Source organism: Streptomyces sp. NPDC029122 (genome assembly GCF_055569445.1).
This window is the reverse complement of the sequence record NZ_JBVHWK010000006.1, coordinates 107,601-125,091: the sequence shown is the minus strand read 5'-3', so window position 1 is coordinate 125,091 and position 17,491 is coordinate 107,601. Positions and strand designations below refer to the sequence as shown.

13 protein-coding genes are annotated in these 17,491 nt (G+C 73.8%); 9 read left to right on the top strand and 4 right to left on the bottom strand.

The genetic code is table 11. The features are described from left to right. A complete protein-coding gene (locus ACZ4WZ_RS10175; protein WP_467887660.1) occupies positions 1-1,203 on the bottom strand; it encodes an acetyl-CoA C-acetyltransferase in 1,203 nt (400 codons plus the stop codon). Between the two features lie 136 nt (positions 1,204-1,339). Here ACZ4WZ_RS10175 and mce point away from each other — a divergent pair, with 136 nt between their 5' ends. The 7 genes from mce to ACZ4WZ_RS10140 all read left to right on the top strand — a co-directional run bounded on the left by mce (position 1,340) and on the right by ACZ4WZ_RS10140 (position 11,804). Then, complete coding sequence (gene mce, locus ACZ4WZ_RS10170; RefSeq protein WP_388939773.1) at positions 1,340-1,768, top strand: methylmalonyl-CoA epimerase; 429 nt, start codon at positions 1,340-1,342, stop codon at positions 1,766-1,768. A gap of 181 nt (positions 1,769-1,949) precedes the next feature. Beyond that, on the top strand, positions 1,950-6,539 hold the full coding sequence (gene scy, locus ACZ4WZ_RS10165) for a polarized growth protein Scy (protein WP_467887657.1): 4,590 nt from the start codon (positions 1,950-1,952) through the stop codon (positions 6,537-6,539). A gap of 194 nt (positions 6,540-6,733) precedes the next feature. After that, entirely contained in the window at positions 6,734-7,672 is a 939-nt protein-coding gene (locus ACZ4WZ_RS10160) for a coiled-coil domain-containing protein (protein WP_042811317.1), read from the top strand. A 114-nt stretch (positions 7,673-7,786) separates the two neighbouring features. Continuing rightward, a complete protein-coding gene (locus tag ACZ4WZ_RS10155; RefSeq protein ID WP_467887653.1) occupies positions 7,787-8,779 on the top strand; it encodes an ABC transporter ATP-binding protein in 993 nt (330 codons plus the stop codon). Beyond that, complete coding sequence (locus ACZ4WZ_RS10150) at positions 8,776-9,558, top strand: ABC transporter permease subunit (protein ID WP_467887650.1); 783 nt, start codon at positions 8,776-8,778, stop codon at positions 9,556-9,558. Before ACZ4WZ_RS10155 ends, ACZ4WZ_RS10150 begins: the two co-directional genes overlap by 4 nt. A 192-nt stretch (positions 9,559-9,750) precedes the next feature. After that, positions 9,751-10,953 carry an ABC transporter ATP-binding protein gene (locus ACZ4WZ_RS10145; RefSeq protein WP_467887647.1) on the top strand — a complete coding sequence of 401 codons (1,203 nt, stop codon included), beginning with the start codon at positions 9,751-9,753 and terminating at the stop codon, positions 10,951-10,953. Continuing rightward, positions 10,950-11,804: an ABC transporter permease gene (locus tag ACZ4WZ_RS10140; RefSeq protein ID WP_467887644.1), complete on the top strand. Its 855-nt coding sequence runs from the start codon at positions 10,950-10,952 to the stop codon at positions 11,802-11,804. Before ACZ4WZ_RS10145 ends, ACZ4WZ_RS10140 begins: the two co-directional genes overlap by 4 nt. 9 nt (positions 11,805-11,813) lie before the next feature. On the opposite strand, the gene ACZ4WZ_RS10135 is transcribed toward ACZ4WZ_RS10140, so the two are convergent. Further along, positions 11,814-12,140 carry an ATP/GTP-binding protein gene (locus ACZ4WZ_RS10135; RefSeq protein ID WP_467887642.1) on the bottom strand — a complete coding sequence of 109 codons (327 nt, stop codon included), beginning with the start codon at positions 12,138-12,140 and terminating at the stop codon, positions 11,814-11,816. A 245-nt stretch (positions 12,141-12,385) separates the two neighbouring features. Between ACZ4WZ_RS10135 and ACZ4WZ_RS10130 the strand changes: the two genes are divergently transcribed. After that, positions 12,386-13,417, top strand: a complete 1,032-nt coding sequence (locus ACZ4WZ_RS10130) for an LLM class flavin-dependent oxidoreductase (RefSeq protein ID WP_467887639.1) — start codon at positions 12,386-12,388, stop codon at positions 13,415-13,417. A gap of 80 nt (positions 13,418-13,497) precedes the next feature. Here the strand turns inward: ACZ4WZ_RS10130 and ACZ4WZ_RS10125 are convergent, their stop codons facing one another. Beyond that, a complete protein-coding gene (locus tag ACZ4WZ_RS10125) occupies positions 13,498-13,890 on the bottom strand; it encodes an SCO5389 family protein (RefSeq protein WP_007266607.1) in 393 nt (130 codons plus the stop codon). A 220-nt stretch (positions 13,891-14,110) separates the two neighbouring features. Between ACZ4WZ_RS10125 and nucS the strand changes: the two genes are divergently transcribed. Beyond that, the gene (gene nucS, locus ACZ4WZ_RS10120) at positions 14,111-14,782 is read left to right on the top strand and encodes an endonuclease NucS (protein ID WP_042801803.1); all 672 of its coding nucleotides are present in this window, start codon (positions 14,111-14,113) and stop codon (positions 14,780-14,782) included. A 132-nt stretch (positions 14,783-14,914) separates the two neighbouring features. Here the strand turns inward: nucS and ACZ4WZ_RS10115 are convergent, their stop codons facing one another. Continuing rightward, positions 14,915-17,365 carry an ATP-binding protein gene (locus tag ACZ4WZ_RS10115; RefSeq protein WP_467887637.1) on the bottom strand — a complete coding sequence of 817 codons (2,451 nt, stop codon included), beginning with the start codon at positions 17,363-17,365 and terminating at the stop codon, positions 14,915-14,917. Between the last annotated feature and the right edge of the window lie 126 nt (positions 17,366-17,491).

The window sequence follows — 17,491 nt, the reverse complement described above, 5'->3', positions numbered from 1 at the left end:
CTACGCCTTCGGAACGCGGATCACGAGGGCGTCGCCCTGGCCGCCGCCGCCGCAGAGGGCGGCCGCGCCGGTCCCGCCGCCGCGGCGCTTGAGCTCCAGCGCCAGGTGGAGCACCACGCGGGCACCGGACATGCCGATCGGGTGGCCCAGGGCAATGGCGCCACCGTTGACGTTCACCTTTTCCGGGGTCACGCCGAGGTCCTTCATTGACTGCACGGCGACCGCCGCGAAGGCCTCGTTGATCTCGATGAGGTCCAGGTCGGAGACCTCCAGGCCGTCCTTCTTCAGGGCGTGCAGGATCGCGTTCGAGGGCTGCGACTGGAGGGAGTTGTCGGGGCCGGCCACGTTGCCGTGGGCGCCGATCTCGGCGAGCCACTCCAGGCCCAGCTCCTCGGCCTTGGCCTTGCTCATCACCACGACGGCGGCGGCGCCGTCGGAGATCTGCGAGGAGGTGCCGGCGGTGATGGTGCCGTCCTTGGCGAACGCCGGGCGCAGCTTGCCCAGGGACTCCACCGTGGTCTCGGGGCGGATGCCCTCGTCGGCGGCGAAGACGACCGGCTCGCCCTTGCGCTGCGGGATCTCGACGGGGGTGATCTCGGCCTCGAAGACGCCGTTCTTCTGCGCGGCGGCGGCCCGCTGGTGGGAGGCGGCGGCGAACTCGTCCTGCGGGGCGCGCTCGATGCCCAGGCGGGTGTTGTGCTTCTCGGTGGACTCGCCCATCGCGATGTTCTCGAAGGCGTCGGTGAGGCCGTCGTAGGCCATCGCGTCGAGCATCTCGATCGCACCGTACTTGTAGCCCTCACGGGACTTCGGCAGCAGGTGCGGGGCGTTGGTCATCGACTCCTGGCCGCCCGCGACCACGATGTCGAACTCCCCGGCGCGGATGAGCTGGTCGGCCAGCGCGATGGCGTCGAGGCCCGAGAGGCACACCTTGTTGATGGTGAGGGCGGGCACGTTCATGGGGATGCCGGCCTTGACGGCGGCCTGGCGGGCGGGGATCTGGCCCGCGCCGGCCTGGAGCACCTGGCCCATGATCACGTACTGGACCTGGTCGCCGGAGATCCCGGCCCGCTCGATGGCGGACTTGATGGCGAAGCCGCCGAGGTCGGCGCCGGAGAAGGACTTCAGCGAGCCGAGCAGCCGCCCCATGGGCGTGCGGGCCCCGGCGACGATCACTGAGGTGGTGTTGTTCGTTCCGGACATGAGGCACAGCCCCTTGAGATGAGGAGTGAACGAGGGTTTACCCGAATGTACTGAGCGGTACCCGCCCAGTCACCGGCCAGTCGGTGTGATCGCTGGCACGTTGCGTGACACCCCGCCGGGGCGGTGCACTGGTCCCATGCTGACAAGAATCGACCACATCGGGATCGCCTGCTTCGACCTGGACAAGACCGTCGAGTTCTACCGTGCCACGTACGGGTTCGAGGTGTTCCACACCGAGGTCAACGAGGAGCAGGGCGTCCGCGAGGCCATGCTCAAGATCAACGAGACCTCCGACGGCGGGGCCTCCTACCTCCAGCTCCTGGAGCCCACCCGCGAGGACTCCACGGTGGCGAAGTGGCTGGCCAAGAACGGCGAGGGCGTGCACCACATCGCCTTCGGCACCGAGGACGTCGACGGCGACGCGCAGGCCATCCGCGGCAAGGGCGTCCGCGTCCTCTACGACGAGCCCCGCACCGGTTCCATGGGCTCCCGGATCACCTTCCTGCACCCCAAGGACTGCCACGGAGTCCTCACCGAACTGGTCACCTCCAACCCTGAGCACTGATGTCCCCATTCCCCGGCCGGTAGAGTGGCCATGGCTCGGCCGGGGTTCGGTGCGGAACGGGGTCGGGGCCTGCTAGCCCTGCCCCGACATCTGACACCATTTCCCCGGGGGCGTCGTTCAGCGGGCGAGCGATGCTCAATTGGGAGTGAGCTTGCGACCAGGGGACGGATGGGACCGCGCTGTGCGGGGCTACGAAAGCCAGGAGAGCCATCAGGCCGAAGCCGACCACCTCTCGCGCTTCGAAGCCGAGATGGAGCGGCTGAAGAAGGAGCGCGGGAAGGCCGTCCAGCACGCCGAGGACCTCGGGTACCAGGTCGAGGTGCTGCGCGCCAAGCTGCACGAGGTGCGCCGCGCGCTCGCTTCCCGCCCCGCCTACGACGGCGCGGACATGGGCTACCAGGCGGAGCAGCTGCTGCGCAATGCCCAGGTGCAGGCCGACCAGATGCGGTCCGACGCCGAGCGCGAGCTGCGCGACGCCCGGGCGCAGACCCAGCGGATCCTCCAGGAGCACGCCGAGCACCAGGCACGCCTCCAGGCCGAGCTGCACGCCGAGGCCGTCAACCGGCGCCAGCGCCTGGACCAGGAACTCAACGAGCGCCGCCAGACGGTCGAGGCGCACGTCAACGAGAACGTCGCCTGGGCCGAGCAGCTGCGCGCCCGTACGGAGGCCCAGGCCCGCCGGCTCCTGGAGGAGTCCCGTGCCGAGGCCGAGCAGGCGCTGAACGCCGCCCGCGCCGAGGCCGCCCGTACCGCCGAGGAGGCCCGCCGCCGGCTCGCCGCCGACGCGGAGGCCGCGCGCGCGGAGGCCGAGTCGGCGCTGCTGCGCGCCCGCAAGGAGGCCGAGCGGCTGCTGGCCGCCGCCTCCGCGCAGGCGCAGGAGGCCACCGAGCACGCGGAGCGGCTGCGCACCACCACCACCGCCGAGGCCGAGCAGACCCGGCAGCAGACCATGGACCTCGGCCGGGTGGCCGAGGCGCGGGTCCAGGAGGCCGACGGGGCGCTGCGCGCGGCCCGGGCCGAGGCGGAGAAGCTCCTCGCGGAGGCCAAGGAGAGCGCCGCCCGGCAGTTGGCCTCGGCGGAGTCCGTCAACGAGCAGCGCACCCGTACCGCGAAGGAACAGGTCGCCCGGCTGGTCGGCGAGGCCACGAAGGAGGCCGAGGCGCTCAAGGCCGAGGCCGAGCAGGCGCTGGCCGATGCCCGCGCCGAGGCGGAGCGGCTGCGCACCGAGGCCGGCGAGCAGGCCCGTACGGCCGCCGCCGAGGACACCGCGGCGCAGCTGGCGAAGGCGGCCCGCACCGCCGAGGACGTACTGAACAAGGCCTCGGAGGACGCCCGGGCGACGACCCGCGCCGCGTCCGAGGAGGCCGAGCGGATCCGCCGCGAGGCCGAGGCGGAGGCCGAGCGGCTGCGCGCCCAGGCCGCGGCCACGGCCGACGAGCTCAAGGGCGCCGCGAAGGACGACACCGAGGAGTACCGGGCCCGCACCGTCGAACTCCAGGAGGAGGCGCGGCGGCTGCGCGGCGAGGCCGAGCAGCTGCGCGCGGAGGCCGTCGCCGAGGGCGAGCGGATCCGCGGCGAGGCCCGCCGCGAGGCGGTGCAGCAGATCGAGGAGGCGGCCCGGACCGCCGAGGAGCTGCTGGGCAAGGCCAAGTCGGACGCGGACGAACTGCGCGGCGGGGCCACCGCCGAGAGCGAGCGGGTCCGTGCCGAGGCCGTGGAGCGGGCCACCACCCTGCGCCGGCAGGCGGAGGAGACCCTGGAGCGCACCCGTGCCGAGGCCGAACGGCTGCGCGCGGAGGCCGAGGAGCGGGCCGAGGCCCTGGCCGCCGAGACGGACGCCGCCCTGGGGGCGCGCCGCGAGGAGACCGAGCAGGCCCTGGCGGCGAAGCGGGCCGAGGCCGAGGCCGAGCTGGCCCGGCTGCAGGCGGACGCCGAGGCCCGGCTGACGTCGGCGGAGCAGACGCTGCGCGAGTCCCGCCTGGCGGCGGAGAACATCCGCAAGGAGACCACCGAGGAGAACGACCGGCTGCGCGCCGAGGCGGCGGAGCGGATCCGTACCCTCCAGGCCCAGTCGGAGGCGGAGTCCGAGCAGCTGCGCGCCGAGGCCGCGCAGGACGCCGGCCGGGTCCGCGCGGAGGCCGAGCTGGTCTCCGTACGGCTGCGCGCCGAGGCGGAGGCGGAGTCCGAGCGGGTCCGCACCGAGGCGCAGGAGACCGCGGACCGGCTGCGCGCCGAGGCGAAGGCGGCGGCCGAGCGGGTCGCCGCGGAGGCCGCCGAGGCCCTTGCCGCCGCCCAGGAGGAGGCCGCGCGGCGTCGCCGGGAGGCCGAGGAGACCTTGTCGGCGGCCCGGACGGACGCGGGCAACGAGCGGGCGCAGGCCCGTGAGCAGAACGAGGAGCTGCTGGCGCAGGCCCGCAAGCGCTCGGAGGAGGCGCAGGCCGAGGCGGCCCGTCTGACCGAGGAGGCGGAGCGCCGCGCGGCGGAGCTGGTCGCTGCGGCCGAGGCCACCGCCCAGCAGGTACGGGATTCCGTGGCCGGGATGCACGAGCAGGCCGAGGAGGAGATCGCCGGCCTGCGCAGCGCGGCCGAGCACGCGGCGGAGCGTACGCGCACCGAGGCGGAGCAGGAGGCGGACCGGGTCCGCGCCGACGCCCACGCGGAGCGCGAGCGCGCGGCCGAGGACGCCGCGCGGGTGCGCAGCGAGGCCCGCGTCGAGACGGACGCGGCGAAGGAGCTGGCGGCGCGGACCGTCGGCGACGCGATCGCGGAGGCCGAGCAGCTGCGGGCCGACACGGCCGAGTACGCGCAGCGGGTGCGCACCGAGGCCACGGACGCGTTGGCGGCGTCCGAGCGGGACGCGGCGCGGACCCGCGCGGACGCCCGCGACGACGCGAACCGGATCCGCGGCGAGGCGGCGGAGTCCCTGGAGGCCTCGCGCGCCGAGGGCTCCCGGATCGTGGCCGAGGCCCAGGCGGAGGCGGAGCGCCTCACCGAGGAGACCCTCGCGGCGAACGCGGCGACCGTCGCCGACGCCCGGGCGGAGGCGGAGCGGCTCACCGCCGAGGCCGCCGAGGCTGCGGACGCCACCCGCGCCGAGGCGGCGGGCACCCTGGACGAGGCGCGCGCCGAGGCGAACCGGCTGCGCACCGAGGCCGCCGAGCAGGCGGACCGGCTCATCACCGAGGCGGCGTCCGAGGCGGACAAGCTCACCGAGCGGACCCGCGAGGACAACGAGCGCACGGTCGGCGAGGCGGCCGCGGAGGCCGAGCGTCTGACGGCCGAGGCGGCGCGGGTCCTGGAGGAGGCCCGGGCGCGGGCCGAGGCCCTGAAGGCGCAGGCGGCCGACACCCTGGCGGCGGCCGAGCGGGACTCGGCGCGGATCCTGGTGGACTCCCGCGCGGAGGGCGACCGGCTCATCGAGGAGACCCGAGCGGCCAACGAGCGCACGGTCGGCGAGGCCGCGGCCGAGGCGGACCGGCTCGTCGCGGAGGCCGCGCGGACCCTGGACGAGGCTCGCACCGAGGGCGGCCGGATCATCGGCGAGGCCACCGCGGAGGCGGAGCGCGTCACGGCCGCGGCCAACGAGACCCTGGCGGCCGCCGAGCGCGAGGCCGAGCAGACGCTGGACGAGGCGCGCGCCGAGGGCAACCGGCTGCGCAGCGAGGCCGCCGAGCAGGCGGATCGGCTCATCACCGAGGCGGTCTCCGAGGCGGACAAGCTCACCGAGCGGACCCGCAAGGACAACGAGCGCACGGTCGGCGAGGCTGCCGCCGAGGCGGAGCGGCTGCGCGCGGAGGCGGCCGAGGCGCTGGCCTCGGCGCAGGAGCACGCGACGCGCACCCGGTCCGAGGCGGAGCGGGTCAAGGCGGAGGCGGCCACCGAGGCCGAGCGCACCCGCACGGAGGCCCGTACGGAGACCGAGCGGCTGCTGGACGAGGCCCGCGAGGAGGCCAACAAGCGGCGTACCGAGGCGGCGGAGCAGGTGGACCGGCTCATCACGGAGGCGGCGGCCGAGGCCGACCGGCTCACCGCGGACGCGGGCCGTCAGGCGCTGGCCGCCACGACGGCGGCCGAGGAGCAGGCCGACGCGATGGTCGACGCCGCCCGCAAGGAGGCCGCGCGCATCACGTCGGAGGCGACCGTCGAGGGCAACTCCGTGGTGGAGAAGGCCCGGACGGACGCCGACGAACTGCTGGTCGGGGCGCGTACGGACGCGGCCGCCATAAGGGAGCGGGCGGAGGAGCTGCGTGCCCGCGTCGAGTCCGAGGTGGAGGAGCTGCACGAGCGCGCCCGCCGGGAGTCGGCCGAGCAGATGAAGTCGGCCGGTGAGCGCGTGGACAAGCTGGTCCGCGCGGCGACCGAGCAGAGCGCCGCCGCCGAGGCCAAGGCCAAGGAACTGGTGTCGGACGCGAGCAGCGAGGCGAGCAAGGTCCGCATCGCGGCCGTGCGCAAGGCCGAGGCGCTGCTCAAGGAGGCCGAGACGAAGAAGGCGGAGCTGGCGCGGCAGGCGGAGAGCGCCCTCGCGGAGGCGAAGGCGGAGGCGGAGCGGCTGGTCGACGAGGGCCGTCGTGAGCTCGAGGTGCTGGTGCGCAGGCGCGAGGACATTCAGGCGGAGATCTCCCGTGTCCAGGACGTTCTTGAGGCGTTGGAATCTTTCGAGGCACCTTCGGGTGGCGGGAAGCCCGCTGTGGGTGGCCAGGGTGCGGGGGGCGTGAGGGCCGGCGCAACAGCGGGTTCCACTCGTTCGAGTGGTAAGGCGTCAGAGGGGTAGTCAGAAGACAGGATGTGTGCTTCTGAGGGAGGTTCAGGCGGACGAGTGACAAGCATTCTGCCGCCTTGCCACTCAAAAGGGGTGTCATTGTCCAGGGCAAACCCGGATTGACTCGATGACACGCCGCCCTGGCGCCTAGGATTCCCCTTAACACCTCACGTAGCACCTCATCGGTCTCATTCGACAGGAACCCCATGAGCGACACTTCCTCCCCCTTCGGCTTCGAGCTCGTGCGGCGTGGTTACGACCGCGGTCAGGTGGACGACCGCATTACCAAGCTGGTCTCCGACCGCGACAGCGCCCTAGGACGTATCAACTCTCTGGAAAAGCGGATCGAGGAGCTGCACCTCGAGACGCAGAACGCCCAGGCCCAGGTGAGCGACGCGGAGCCGTCGTACGCCGGCCTCGGCGCCCGGGTCGAGAAGATCCTGCGGCTGGCCGAGGAGGAGGCGAAGGACCTGCGCGAGGAGGCCCGTCGCGCGGCCGAGCAGCACCGTGAGCTGGCCGAGTCGGCGGCCCAGCAGGTGCGCAACGACGCCGAGTCGTTCGCGGCGGACCGCAAGTCGAAGGCGGAGGACGAGGGCGTCCGCATCGTCGAGAAGGCGAAGGGGGACGCCGCCACCCTGCGCGCCGAGGCCCAGAAGGACGCCGCCTCCAAGCGCGAGGAGGCCGACGCCCTCTTCGAGGAGACCCGCGCCAAGGCCGCCCAGGCGGCCGCGGACTTCGAGACCAACCTGGCCAAGCGTCGCGAGCAGTCGGAGCGCGACCTGGCCTCGCGTCAGCAGAAGGCCGAGAAGCGCCTCGCCGAGATCGAGCACCGCGCCGAGCAGCTGCGCCTGGAGGCCGAGAAGCTGCGTACGGACGCCGAGCGCCGGGCCCGCCAGACGGTGGAGACCGCGCAGCGCCAGGCCGAGGACATCGTGGCCGACGCCAACGCCAAGGCCGACCGGATCCGCAGCGAGTCCGAGCGCGAGCTGGCGGCGCTCACCAACCGCCGCGACTCCATCAACGCGCAGCTGACCAACGTCCGCGAGATGCTGGCGACGCTGACCGGCGCGGCGGTCGCCGCAGCCGGCTCCCCCATCGACGACGAGCCGGTCACCCGCGGCGTCCCGGCGCAGCAGAGCCGCTGACCCCCGCGTCGCGCTGACCGGGCGATACGGTTCGCCCGTTTCACGACCAAAGCAGGGGCCGTGCGTCACCCTTCGGAGGTGGCGTACGGCCCTTCGGCGTTCTAGCGTGGCCGCATGATCGAGCTTGAGGGCCTTACGAAACGATTCGGCGCGAAGACCGCCGTGGACAACCTCAGCTTCCAGGTCAGACCGGGGGTGGTGACCGGCTTCCTCGGCCCCAACGGGGCGGGGAAGTCCACGACCATGCGCATGATGCTCGACCTCGACCGCCCGACCGGCGGTTCGGTCCGGATCGACGGGAAGCACTACCGGGACCTGAAGGAGCCCCTGAAGCACATCGGAGCGCTGCTGGACGCGAAGGCCATGCACGGCGGCCGCAGCGCGTACAACAACCTCCTGTGCCTGGCCCAGTCGAACCGGATCCCGGAGCGACGGGTGGCCGAAGTGCTGGACCTGGTCGGTCTGACGGCCGTGGCCAGGAAGAAGTCGAAAGGATTTTCGCTGGGTATGGGGCAGCGGCTGGGAATCGCCGCGGCCCTGCTCGGTGATCCGGAGATCCTGATGTTCGACGAACCCGTCAACGGTCTTGACCCCGAGGGAATTCTCTGGATCCGCAATCTTATGAAGGGGCTGGCCTCGGAAGGAAGGACGATCTTCGTCTCCTCCCACTTGATGAGTGAAATGGCCCTGACGGCAGATCATTTGATCGTCATCGGCCAGGGAAAGCTCCTTGCCGACTTGTCGATGTCCGATTTCATCCAGCAGAACTCGCGCAGTTACGTCCGGCTGCGCTCTCCGCAGCAGGAACGGCTCAAGGACGTCCTGCACGAGGCCGGGATCAGCGCGGTCAGCGTCCCCGCCACCGGCACCCTGGAGATCGACGGCGTCCCGTCCGAGCGGCTCGGCGAACTGGCCGCCCAGCACCAGATCGTGCTGCACGAACTCAGCCCGCAACGGGCTTCACTCGAGGAAGCGTTCATGCGCATGACGGCGGATTCCGTCGAATACCACGCCCACGCCCCCGGGGCGCCCGGCGCGGCCGTCCCCGGGCCGGCGGGCCCCGCGTGGGGCGCCGGCTTCGAGGCCACCCGCAAGGGCGGTGAGTGACCGTGGCCTACTCCGCCGTCCTCCGGTCCGAGTGGACCAAGATCCGCACCGTCGCCTCCACGAGCTGGACCCTGGCCACCACGCTGCTGGTCACCGTCGCCGTCGGCGCCGGACTGTGCGCCGTGGTCAACGCGACCTTCGACGACATGCCCAAGTCCTCGCAGGTCACCTTCGACGCCACGCAGATGAGCTTCTCCGGCATGCTCCTGGGCCAGCTGGCGGTGCTGGTCTTCGGCGCGATGGTGGTCGGCAGCGAGTACGGGACCGGGATGATCCGCACCTCCCTCGCGGCCGTGCCCCGGCGCGGCACCCTGCTGCTGGGCAAGGTCACCGTGGCCACCGGGCTGGCCCTGGCCGTCGGCCTGGCCACCGGGTTCCTGTCCTTCTTCCTCGGGCAGGCCCTCCTCGGCGACCACAGCACCGCCCTGGGCGAGGAGAACGTCCTGCGCGCCGTGATCGGCGTCGGCCTGTACCTGGCACTGCTCGCCGCGTTCGCGATCGGCGTGTCCATGATCCTGCGGAACTCGGCCGCCTCGATCTCGGTCCTGATCATGTTCGTCCTGATCCTGCCCATCGTCCTCAGCCTGGTCGACGCCACCCGCAAGATCGCCGACTACCTGCCCAACCAGGCCGGTTCCGCGATCATGGAGACCGTGCCGTCAGCCGTGAGCGGCTCGGACGCGCCCTACGGTCCCTGGGGCGGACTCGGGATCATGGCGCTGTGGGCGCTGGCCGCCGTGATCGGCGGCTACTTCACCCTCGCGAAGCGTGACGCCTGACGGACACCGCGTGAGAGCCCGGTGACGGGAGGGGTCCGTCCCGCGACGGACACCTCCCGTACTACGGGACATCCCCGGGGCGGATCTCAGGGACAGCTCAGGGATCCGGCCCGGCCGGGAACCGCAGGAGCCCCGATATCCTCTTAAGGCGTACGCGGGCGAAAGCCGTCCCGGCTGGCAAGGGGCACAGGGATGATCGAGGCCGTCGGCCTGACCAAGCGCTTCGGCGCCAAGACCGCCGTCGACCAGTTGTCCTTCCAGGTCAAGCCGGGTCACGTCACCGGCTTCCTGGGACCCAACGGCTCCGGCAAGTCCACCACCATGCGCATGATCCTCGGGCTGGACCGGCCCACCTCGGGCCGCGTCACGATCAACGGCCTTCCCTTCCGGGAACTGCCGAACGCCCAGCGGCACGTCGGCGCCCTGCTCGACGCCAAAGCCGTGCACGGCGGCCGCAAGGCCCGCACGCACCTGCTGGCCATCGCCCAGCTCTCCGGGATCCCGGAGAAGCGGGTGGACGAGGTCCTGGGCGTCGTCGGCCTCAGGGACGCGGCCGGCCAGCGCACCAAGGGCTTCTCCCTCGGCATGGGCCAGCGGCTCGGCATCGCGGCCGCCCTGCTCGGCGACCCCCAGGTGCTGCTCTTCGACGAGCCGGTCAACGGCCTCGACCCCGAGGGCATCCGCTGGGTCCGCAACCTCATGCGGCAGCTGGCCGCCGAGGGCCGCACGGTCTTCGTCTCCTCGCACCTGATGAGCGAGATGGCACTGACCGCCGACCACCTGATCGTGATCGGCCGGGGCCGGCTGCTGTCCGACATGAGCACCCACGACTTCATCACGCACAATTCGGCCGGATTCGCGCGGGTCCGCGCCGCCGACGGCCCCGGCGCGGGCGGCACCGACGGCCGCGCGGCCCTGGGCACCGCGCTGACGCAGGCCGGCGGCCGGGTCCTCCAGGAGCCCGACGGGGCACTGCGGGTGACCGGGCTGGACCTTCCCCGCATCAGCGACCTCGCGCACGCGGCCGGCGTACGGCTGTGGGAGCTGTCCCCGCACCGGGCCTCGCTGGAGGAGGCCTACATGCGGATGACGCAGTCCTCCGTCGAGTACACCTCCACCGAGGACCCCCGCGCCGAGCTGTGGGAGCCCGAGCCGCTGACCGTCCCGGAGTGGGAGGAGGCGGAGGCCCCCGTCCCGGCCGATACCGCGGCGGGCTTCTTCCCTCCCCCGCCGCCCGGATCCGGGCGCCCCTTCCTGATGCCGGACAGCGCGGCCGGTCTCGCCCGCGCCACCCCGCCCCCCGCCGACGGCTCCCCCGCCGAGGCCCCGTCCCCCGGCCCCGCGTCCCCCGGCCTCGCGGGCGCGGGCAAGAACACCCCCGAGGACCCCCGATGACCACCACCCCCGCCGGCCCGCCCGCGGCGAGCGCGGAGCAGCCGGGGACGTACAGCTCGCCCCTGCCCACGCCGCGGCCGCACCTGGGGCACGCCGTGTCCTCGGAGTGGACCAAGCTGACCTCGGTGCGCTCCACCCTGTGGACGCTCGGGTCCCTCGTGGCGCTGGTCGTCGGCGTCGGCATGGTCGCCGTGTTCCAGACCTCGGCCGCCGACTACCAGTACCTCCCCTTCACCGGTCCCGCCCTCTTCGGACTGATGGCCGGCCAGGTGTCGGTGATCGTGCTGGGGGTGCTGACGATCTCCTCCGAGTACGGCACGGGCCTGATCCGCACCACCCTCACCGCCGCCCCCGACCGGCTGCGGGTGCTCACCGCGAAGTACCTGGTCTTCGGCACGGTCGCGTTCGTCGTGACGCTGTGCTCGGTGCTGTTCGTCGGCCTGTGGGCCGCGATCCTGCACAACGGCCCCGGCGCCGGGTCCCACGGGCTGGAGGACTGGACGGGCGCGCTGGCCGGCTCCTTCTACGTGACCGTGCTGGGCGTCCTCGCGCTCGCGGTCGGGGCGCTCGTACGGCACTCCGCGGGCGGCATCGCGGTCATGCTCGGCGTGGTCACCATGCCCCCGGTGCTCGGGGCGATACTGACCGCCTGGCCGGTCACCTCCGGCCTCGGGACGCTGGTGCTCCGCTACAACGCCCCGGTGGGCCTGGTGCAGGTCTTCGGGCTGGAGGGCGTCGACATGGAGGGCCGGTCCGCCCCCAGCGACGTGGTCCAGCTGGCGCTGCTGCTGGTGCTGACGGCGGGCGCGGTCGCCGCCTCGTACGCGGTGGTCGGCCGCCGCGACGTCTGACGGCGGAGCTCAGTACCTGGGCGCGTTGCGGGACCGCTGCACCTTGGAGGTGCGGCGGTCCTTCGCGTTCCAGCAGGCCTTGTGCCAGTGCCGCCGGTCGTCGACGCCGCCGTACTCGGGCCAGGCCACCACGTGCGGGGTGCCCGAGGGGATCTCCTGGTCGCAGCCCGGACAGCGGTAGCGCTTGCCGGCCGCGCTCGCCCCCGAGACCTGCCGGACCTTCCACTCCTCACCGAGGTACTCCTCGGTGCGCTCCAGCCCGAACCGGTCGAGGCCGGCGCCCGGGCGTTCGTCCGGACTCTCGCCGCCCCGGGGGCGGTTGTGGCGCGGTGACACGTATACCTCACGAAGGGGCCGCCGACAGTGACTTTCTCCCAGACTACGCGCAGCGAGCCGGGGTACCCGCAGGGTGGCTGGTGGAGACCGGCCCTCCGCGGGGAGCTGGCCCGACAATCTCAATAACTTTCCTGTCAGGCCGTGCCTTTGGCACGTGTCAGACGTTGTTGCCAGCAGACGTTGATGCCATCAACGAGTCGGTCCACCTGGGGGAGGCCGCGTCAGCCGCGAGGAGGCTAAGGGCGATGCGCGTAGGAGCGTTTGTACTGGCGGCCCAGTTCCCGGGTCAGGGGCAGGGGGAGGCACTGCACCGGGCGGTGCGGACCGCCGAGGTGGCCGAGGAGTCCGGGCTGGACTCGGTCTGGCTCGCCGAGCACCACTTCGTGCCGTACGGGGTGTGCCCGTCGGCGGTGACCCTGGCGGCCCTGCTGCTGGGGCGGACCCGGCGGCTGCGGGTGGGCACGGCGGTCAGCGTGCTGCCGAACACCCATCCGGTGGCCCTCGGGGAGCAGGCGGCCCTGCTGCACGTCACCTCGGGCGGCCGGTTCAGCCTGGGGGTGGGGCGCGGCGGGCCGTGGGTGGACCTGGAGGTGTTCGGGGCCGGTCCGCAGGCGTACGAGACCGGTTTCCCGGAGGACCTGGATCTGCTGCGGCGGTGGCTGGCGGAGCCGCGGGTGGGGGCCGCCGGTGCGCGGCACTCCTTCCGCGAGGTGGCCGTCGTACCGCGCCCGGCCGACGCGCTGGACGGCGACGGGACGGGGCCGGAAGTGATCGTCGCCTGCACCTCGCCGGCGTCGGTACGGCTGGCCGCGGAGCGGGGCCTGCCGATGCTGCTGGGCATGCACTGCGGGGACGAGGAGAAGGCCGAGCAGGTCGCGCTGTGGCGGCGGACCGCGCTGGCGCACGGGCACGCGCCGGAGGCCGTACGGGCCGCCGCGCACGTGTCGGCGGGGGTCTGCCAGCTGGCCGACACGACGGCCGACGCCCGGGAGACCCTGTTGAAGGCGATGCCGGGCTGGTTCCGCCAGGGCCTGGACGCCCATGTGACGGTGGACGGCCGGCAGCGTGCGATGCGCGACCCCCACGCGTACACGGAACTGCTGTGCTCGCTGCACCCGGTGGGCAGCCCCGTGCTGGCGGCGGACCGACTGGCGCGGACCTCGGAGCGGACGGGCATCACCCGCTTCGCCCTGCTGACGGAGGGGTCGGGCGACCTCGCCGCCACGGAGGACAACGTCCGGCGCATCGCCGCGGAGGTCCTCCCCCTGCTGGTGTGACCCCGTACGGGGCCTGGGCTGCCGCTCCTGTGTCAGTCGCACCTCCCGCGACACGGAGCGGCAGCGCGGTACCGGTCCTGCTAGCAGTCCCGAAGTTCCGGGGACTGGTTGAGCAGCTGGCCGCGGATCGAGGTGAACTTGGCCAGCCGGTCGTCCACCGAGGAATCCAGCGGGAACACCGCCACACGGTGACAGTTCTGGAATGCCAGGCGCACCCCGAAGTGCCGCTGCAGCGCTCCGCGTATCGCGTCACTCGCGAGCGCGCGCAGCAGCTGCCCGCGCGCCTGCTCGTCCGGCGGCGGCGTCTGGTTGTCGGCGAACTCTCCGCCCTCAACCTCCAGCTGGGCCACCAACGAGCTGATCATCTCCCATGCGTAAGGCAGGGAGGTCCGGACGCAGTCGACGAAGGCGGCTTCGTCGACCTCGCCTCGCTCGGCCTGTTCGAGTAGGGCCGGTGAGACGTCGAGCGACATGGGTTCTCCTCTCGTGACCCAGGCAGTTTGGGCTGCCGGAGTCCTACGGGCAGGGAGGGAGGCCGCGACGCAGCGTGCACGCTCGGCAACCTCCCGCTCACCACGGTAGGCGCCCACCGGGTACCGCACCAGGAGAATGCGCATACAACGCGCCATCGGCGAACGGGGCTTTCAGGGGCGAATCGCGTGGAGGCCCGTCGGTCGAGTAGCGTTGCCGACCATGCGTCTCGTCATTGCCCGCTGCTCCGTCGACTACGCGGGCCGGCTCACCGCCCATCTGCCCTCGGCACCCCGTCTGATCCTCGTGAAGGCCGACGGCAGTGTCTCGATCCACGCGGACGACCGGGCGTACAAACCGCTCAACTGGATGTCGCCTCCGTGCACCCTCAAGGAGGGGACCGGTGACGACGCGAACGTCTGGACCGTCGTCAACAAGGCGGGCGAGAAGCTCATCATCACCATGGAGGAAGTCCTCCACGACTCCTCCCACGAACTGGGCACCGACCCCGGCCTCATCAAGGACGGCGTCGAGGCGCACCTCCAGGAGCTGCTCGCCGACCGGATCGACACGCTGGGCGACGGCTACACCCTGATCCGGCGCGAGTACATGACGGCGATCGGCCCGGTCGACATCCTGTGCCGGGACGCCTCCGGCGCGACGGTGGCGGTGGAGATCAAGCGGCGCGGGGAGATCGACGGCGTCGAGCAGCTGACCCGGTACCTGGAGCTGCTGAACCGCGATCCGCACCTGGCGCCGGTGCGGGGCGTCTTCGCGGCGCAGGAGATCAAGCCGCAGGCGCGGGTGCTCGCGAACGACCGTGGGATGGACTGCGTGGTCCTCGACTACAACGCCCTGCGCGGCATCGAGGACGACAAGCTCCGCCTGTTCTAGCCTTCCGGCGGGGGTCCCGCCCCTGTGGTGCGCCGCCGTCCGCCGCCCGTCGTTCCCACGGCCCTCCGAGCCCCGCTCGGAGGGCCGTTGGCGTACGGGCGCCCGTGCGGGCCTCTCCCGCGCCCCGCGGGGTCAGATCGTCGTCGGGGACTGCGCCGCCGTCGGGGACTGGGCTTCCGACGAGGTCGTCGGGGTGGTCGGCGCCGAGCCGGTCGGGGCCGGGCTCGTCGGGGGCGGCGGTGACGTCACCGGGGGCTCCGGGTCCGGGTCGGGCTTCGGGGTCTCCGGCGTCGGCTTCGGGGCCGGCGGGGTCGGCCGGGGCTGCTGCGCATCCGGCGTGTGGCCCGCCGGAGGGGGCGTCGGCCGGTGGCCTCCGCCCGGGTTCGGGTCGGCGGCGGGCGGCGGCGCGGCCGGTTCCGGCGCCGAATCGTTCCCGCTGTTCCCCGGCACCTGCGGCGGGGCCACCGCGGGCGCGTCCGGGGTCGAGGACACGGCCGGCGTCGCCGGCTGCTCCGGGTCGTCGCCCCCGGCCGTCAGCGACAGGCCGACGACCGTGCCGAGCGCCACCACCGTGAGCGCCCCGGCGGCGGCCAGCAGCACCGTCTTGCGCCGTCCGGCCGCGGCGGGCCGCGGGCGGCGGGCAAGGGGCGCCGGTCCGGGTGCCGGTGCCGGCGTGAACGCGTGGGCGTAGACCTGGGAGAGGGTGGCGGGCGATCCGGCGGGCTTCCCGGTCACCGGGGTCACCCGGGTGACGGCCTCGGACGGGGCCGGCTGGGGCGTCGGCCGCGGAGCCGGCTGGGGAGCGGGCTGCGACGGCGGCTGGGGAGCCGGCCCGGCGGCCGGAAGGGCCGGCGGCTCCAGGCGCAGCGGGGGCGAGGCCTTCGCCCCGGTCGCCGCCCGGTCCCGGTCGGTGACCAGTGCCAGCGCCCGGCGGCCGGAGACCGTCCCGCGCCTGTCCGCGAGCGCCCCGCGCAGCCCGATCGAGGCCTCCAGCTCCGCCCGTGCCCGGTCCAGACGCCCCTCGCACAGCGCGAGCACGCCCAGCTCGTGGTGGAAGTACGCCTGCTCGGCGACCTCGCCCGCCTTCCGCGCGGCTTCCGCTCCCGAGCGCAGCACCCGCTGCCACGCCTCCCAGTACGGAGCCGCCGCGAGGGCCGGCGCCGCCGTGCGGGCCAGGAGTACGGCGGCCACCACGTCGGCCCCGGCCAGCGCGGCCAGTACGGCGTCGGCCTCCGCCGCGACCCGCTCCGGGGTCACCGAGGCGTGCCCGGTCCACCAGGCGTAGTGCCGGGCGGCGGTACGCGCCTCCTCGGCGGCGGTCTCCCCGTAGCCGGCCTCCTCCAGCTGCCGCGCGACCCCCTCCGCGAGCCGGTAGCGCGGCCCGACGGGGGTGATCAGCCCGCAGCCGAGGAGTTCGGCGACGGCGGCGTCGGCGTGCGTGTCCCCGACCAGCGCGGGGAGGTGGGCGTGGTGCGGGAGTTCCCCGGCCAGCGCGCAGGCGGTCCGCAGGGCGGCCCGGGCCGACTCGCTCACCCGGGAGGCCAGCAGTCCGGCGGGGGCGGCGGCCTGCGCCAGGGTGGGCAGCGGCACGTGGGAGGGATCGCGGGGGCGCTCCTCGAAGACGCCGGGCTCCTCGTCCTCGTCGGCGGCGGCGGTGTCGTTGAGCTCGTCGCGCTGCCGCAGCAGCGCGGCGGCCTGTACGAAGCGCAGCGGCAGGCCCTCGGAGGCGAACCGCAGGTCCTCCGCCCAGGCCGTCTCCTCGTCGGTGAGCGCCCTGCCGGTCGCGGCCTCCAGCAGCCGTAGGCAGTCGGCCCGGCCGAGGCCGCCGAGGAGGACCTCCTCCAGGTGCGCGTCGTCGGAGGGGGCCTTGGTGTCGGGGGTGGCGGCGAGCAGGTAGGCGCATTCGGGGGTGGCGCGGAGCAGCTCGTCGAGGGCGGGGCCGCCCAGTTCGAGGTCGTCGAGGAGCACGATCGCGCCGATCCCGGCCACGCCCGCGAGGAGCCGCGTACGGTCGGGGCGCTCGTCCCGGGTGTCGTACACGGTGGTGTAGAGGGTGTGGAGCAGTTCGGCGGGCTGCTGCCGGCCGTGGCCGCTGAGCCGGACGACCCCGTCGGGCGCGAGGTCCGCGCAGTCGGCGGCGATCGCGTCGAGGAGGGTGGAGCGGCCGGATCCGGCGGGTCCGGTCAGCCGTACCGAGCGGCCGCGCCCGAGGAGGCGTACGAGCCGCTCCCGCTCGTCGGCGCGGCCCAGGAGCGGCAGGGCGGGGACGGGCGGTCCGGGCAGCGCGGGCGGACGCGCGGCGGCGTCCCGGGCGGCGCGGGCGGCGGCGTCGCGCCGGGCGGGGCGGCGGGCCGCTGCCTCGCGGGCGTCGGGGCGCAGGGGTTCGATCTCGCTGCCGTCGACGGGGTTGACGGTGAGGGTGAACTCGCCGGTGGTCAGGGTCACCACACGGGCGGGTGCCGGGGGCTGCGCCGCCGGTGCCGGGGACTGCGCCGCCGCTGCCGGGGGCCGCGCCGCCGGTGCACCGGCCGGCCGGCCCACGGGCTGTTCGTCCTGGCCGGGCTGCCCCTGTGTACGGTCCATGACCAAGTCCCCCGATCGCGCCGCGCGCCGCCGCCGTCTTCACCGTCTTCGTTGTGCCGGCGCCCGCTCACGTCGTCGTCGTTACCGGTCCGGTTTCCGCCCGAACCCTAGACCGTGGCCGGCCCC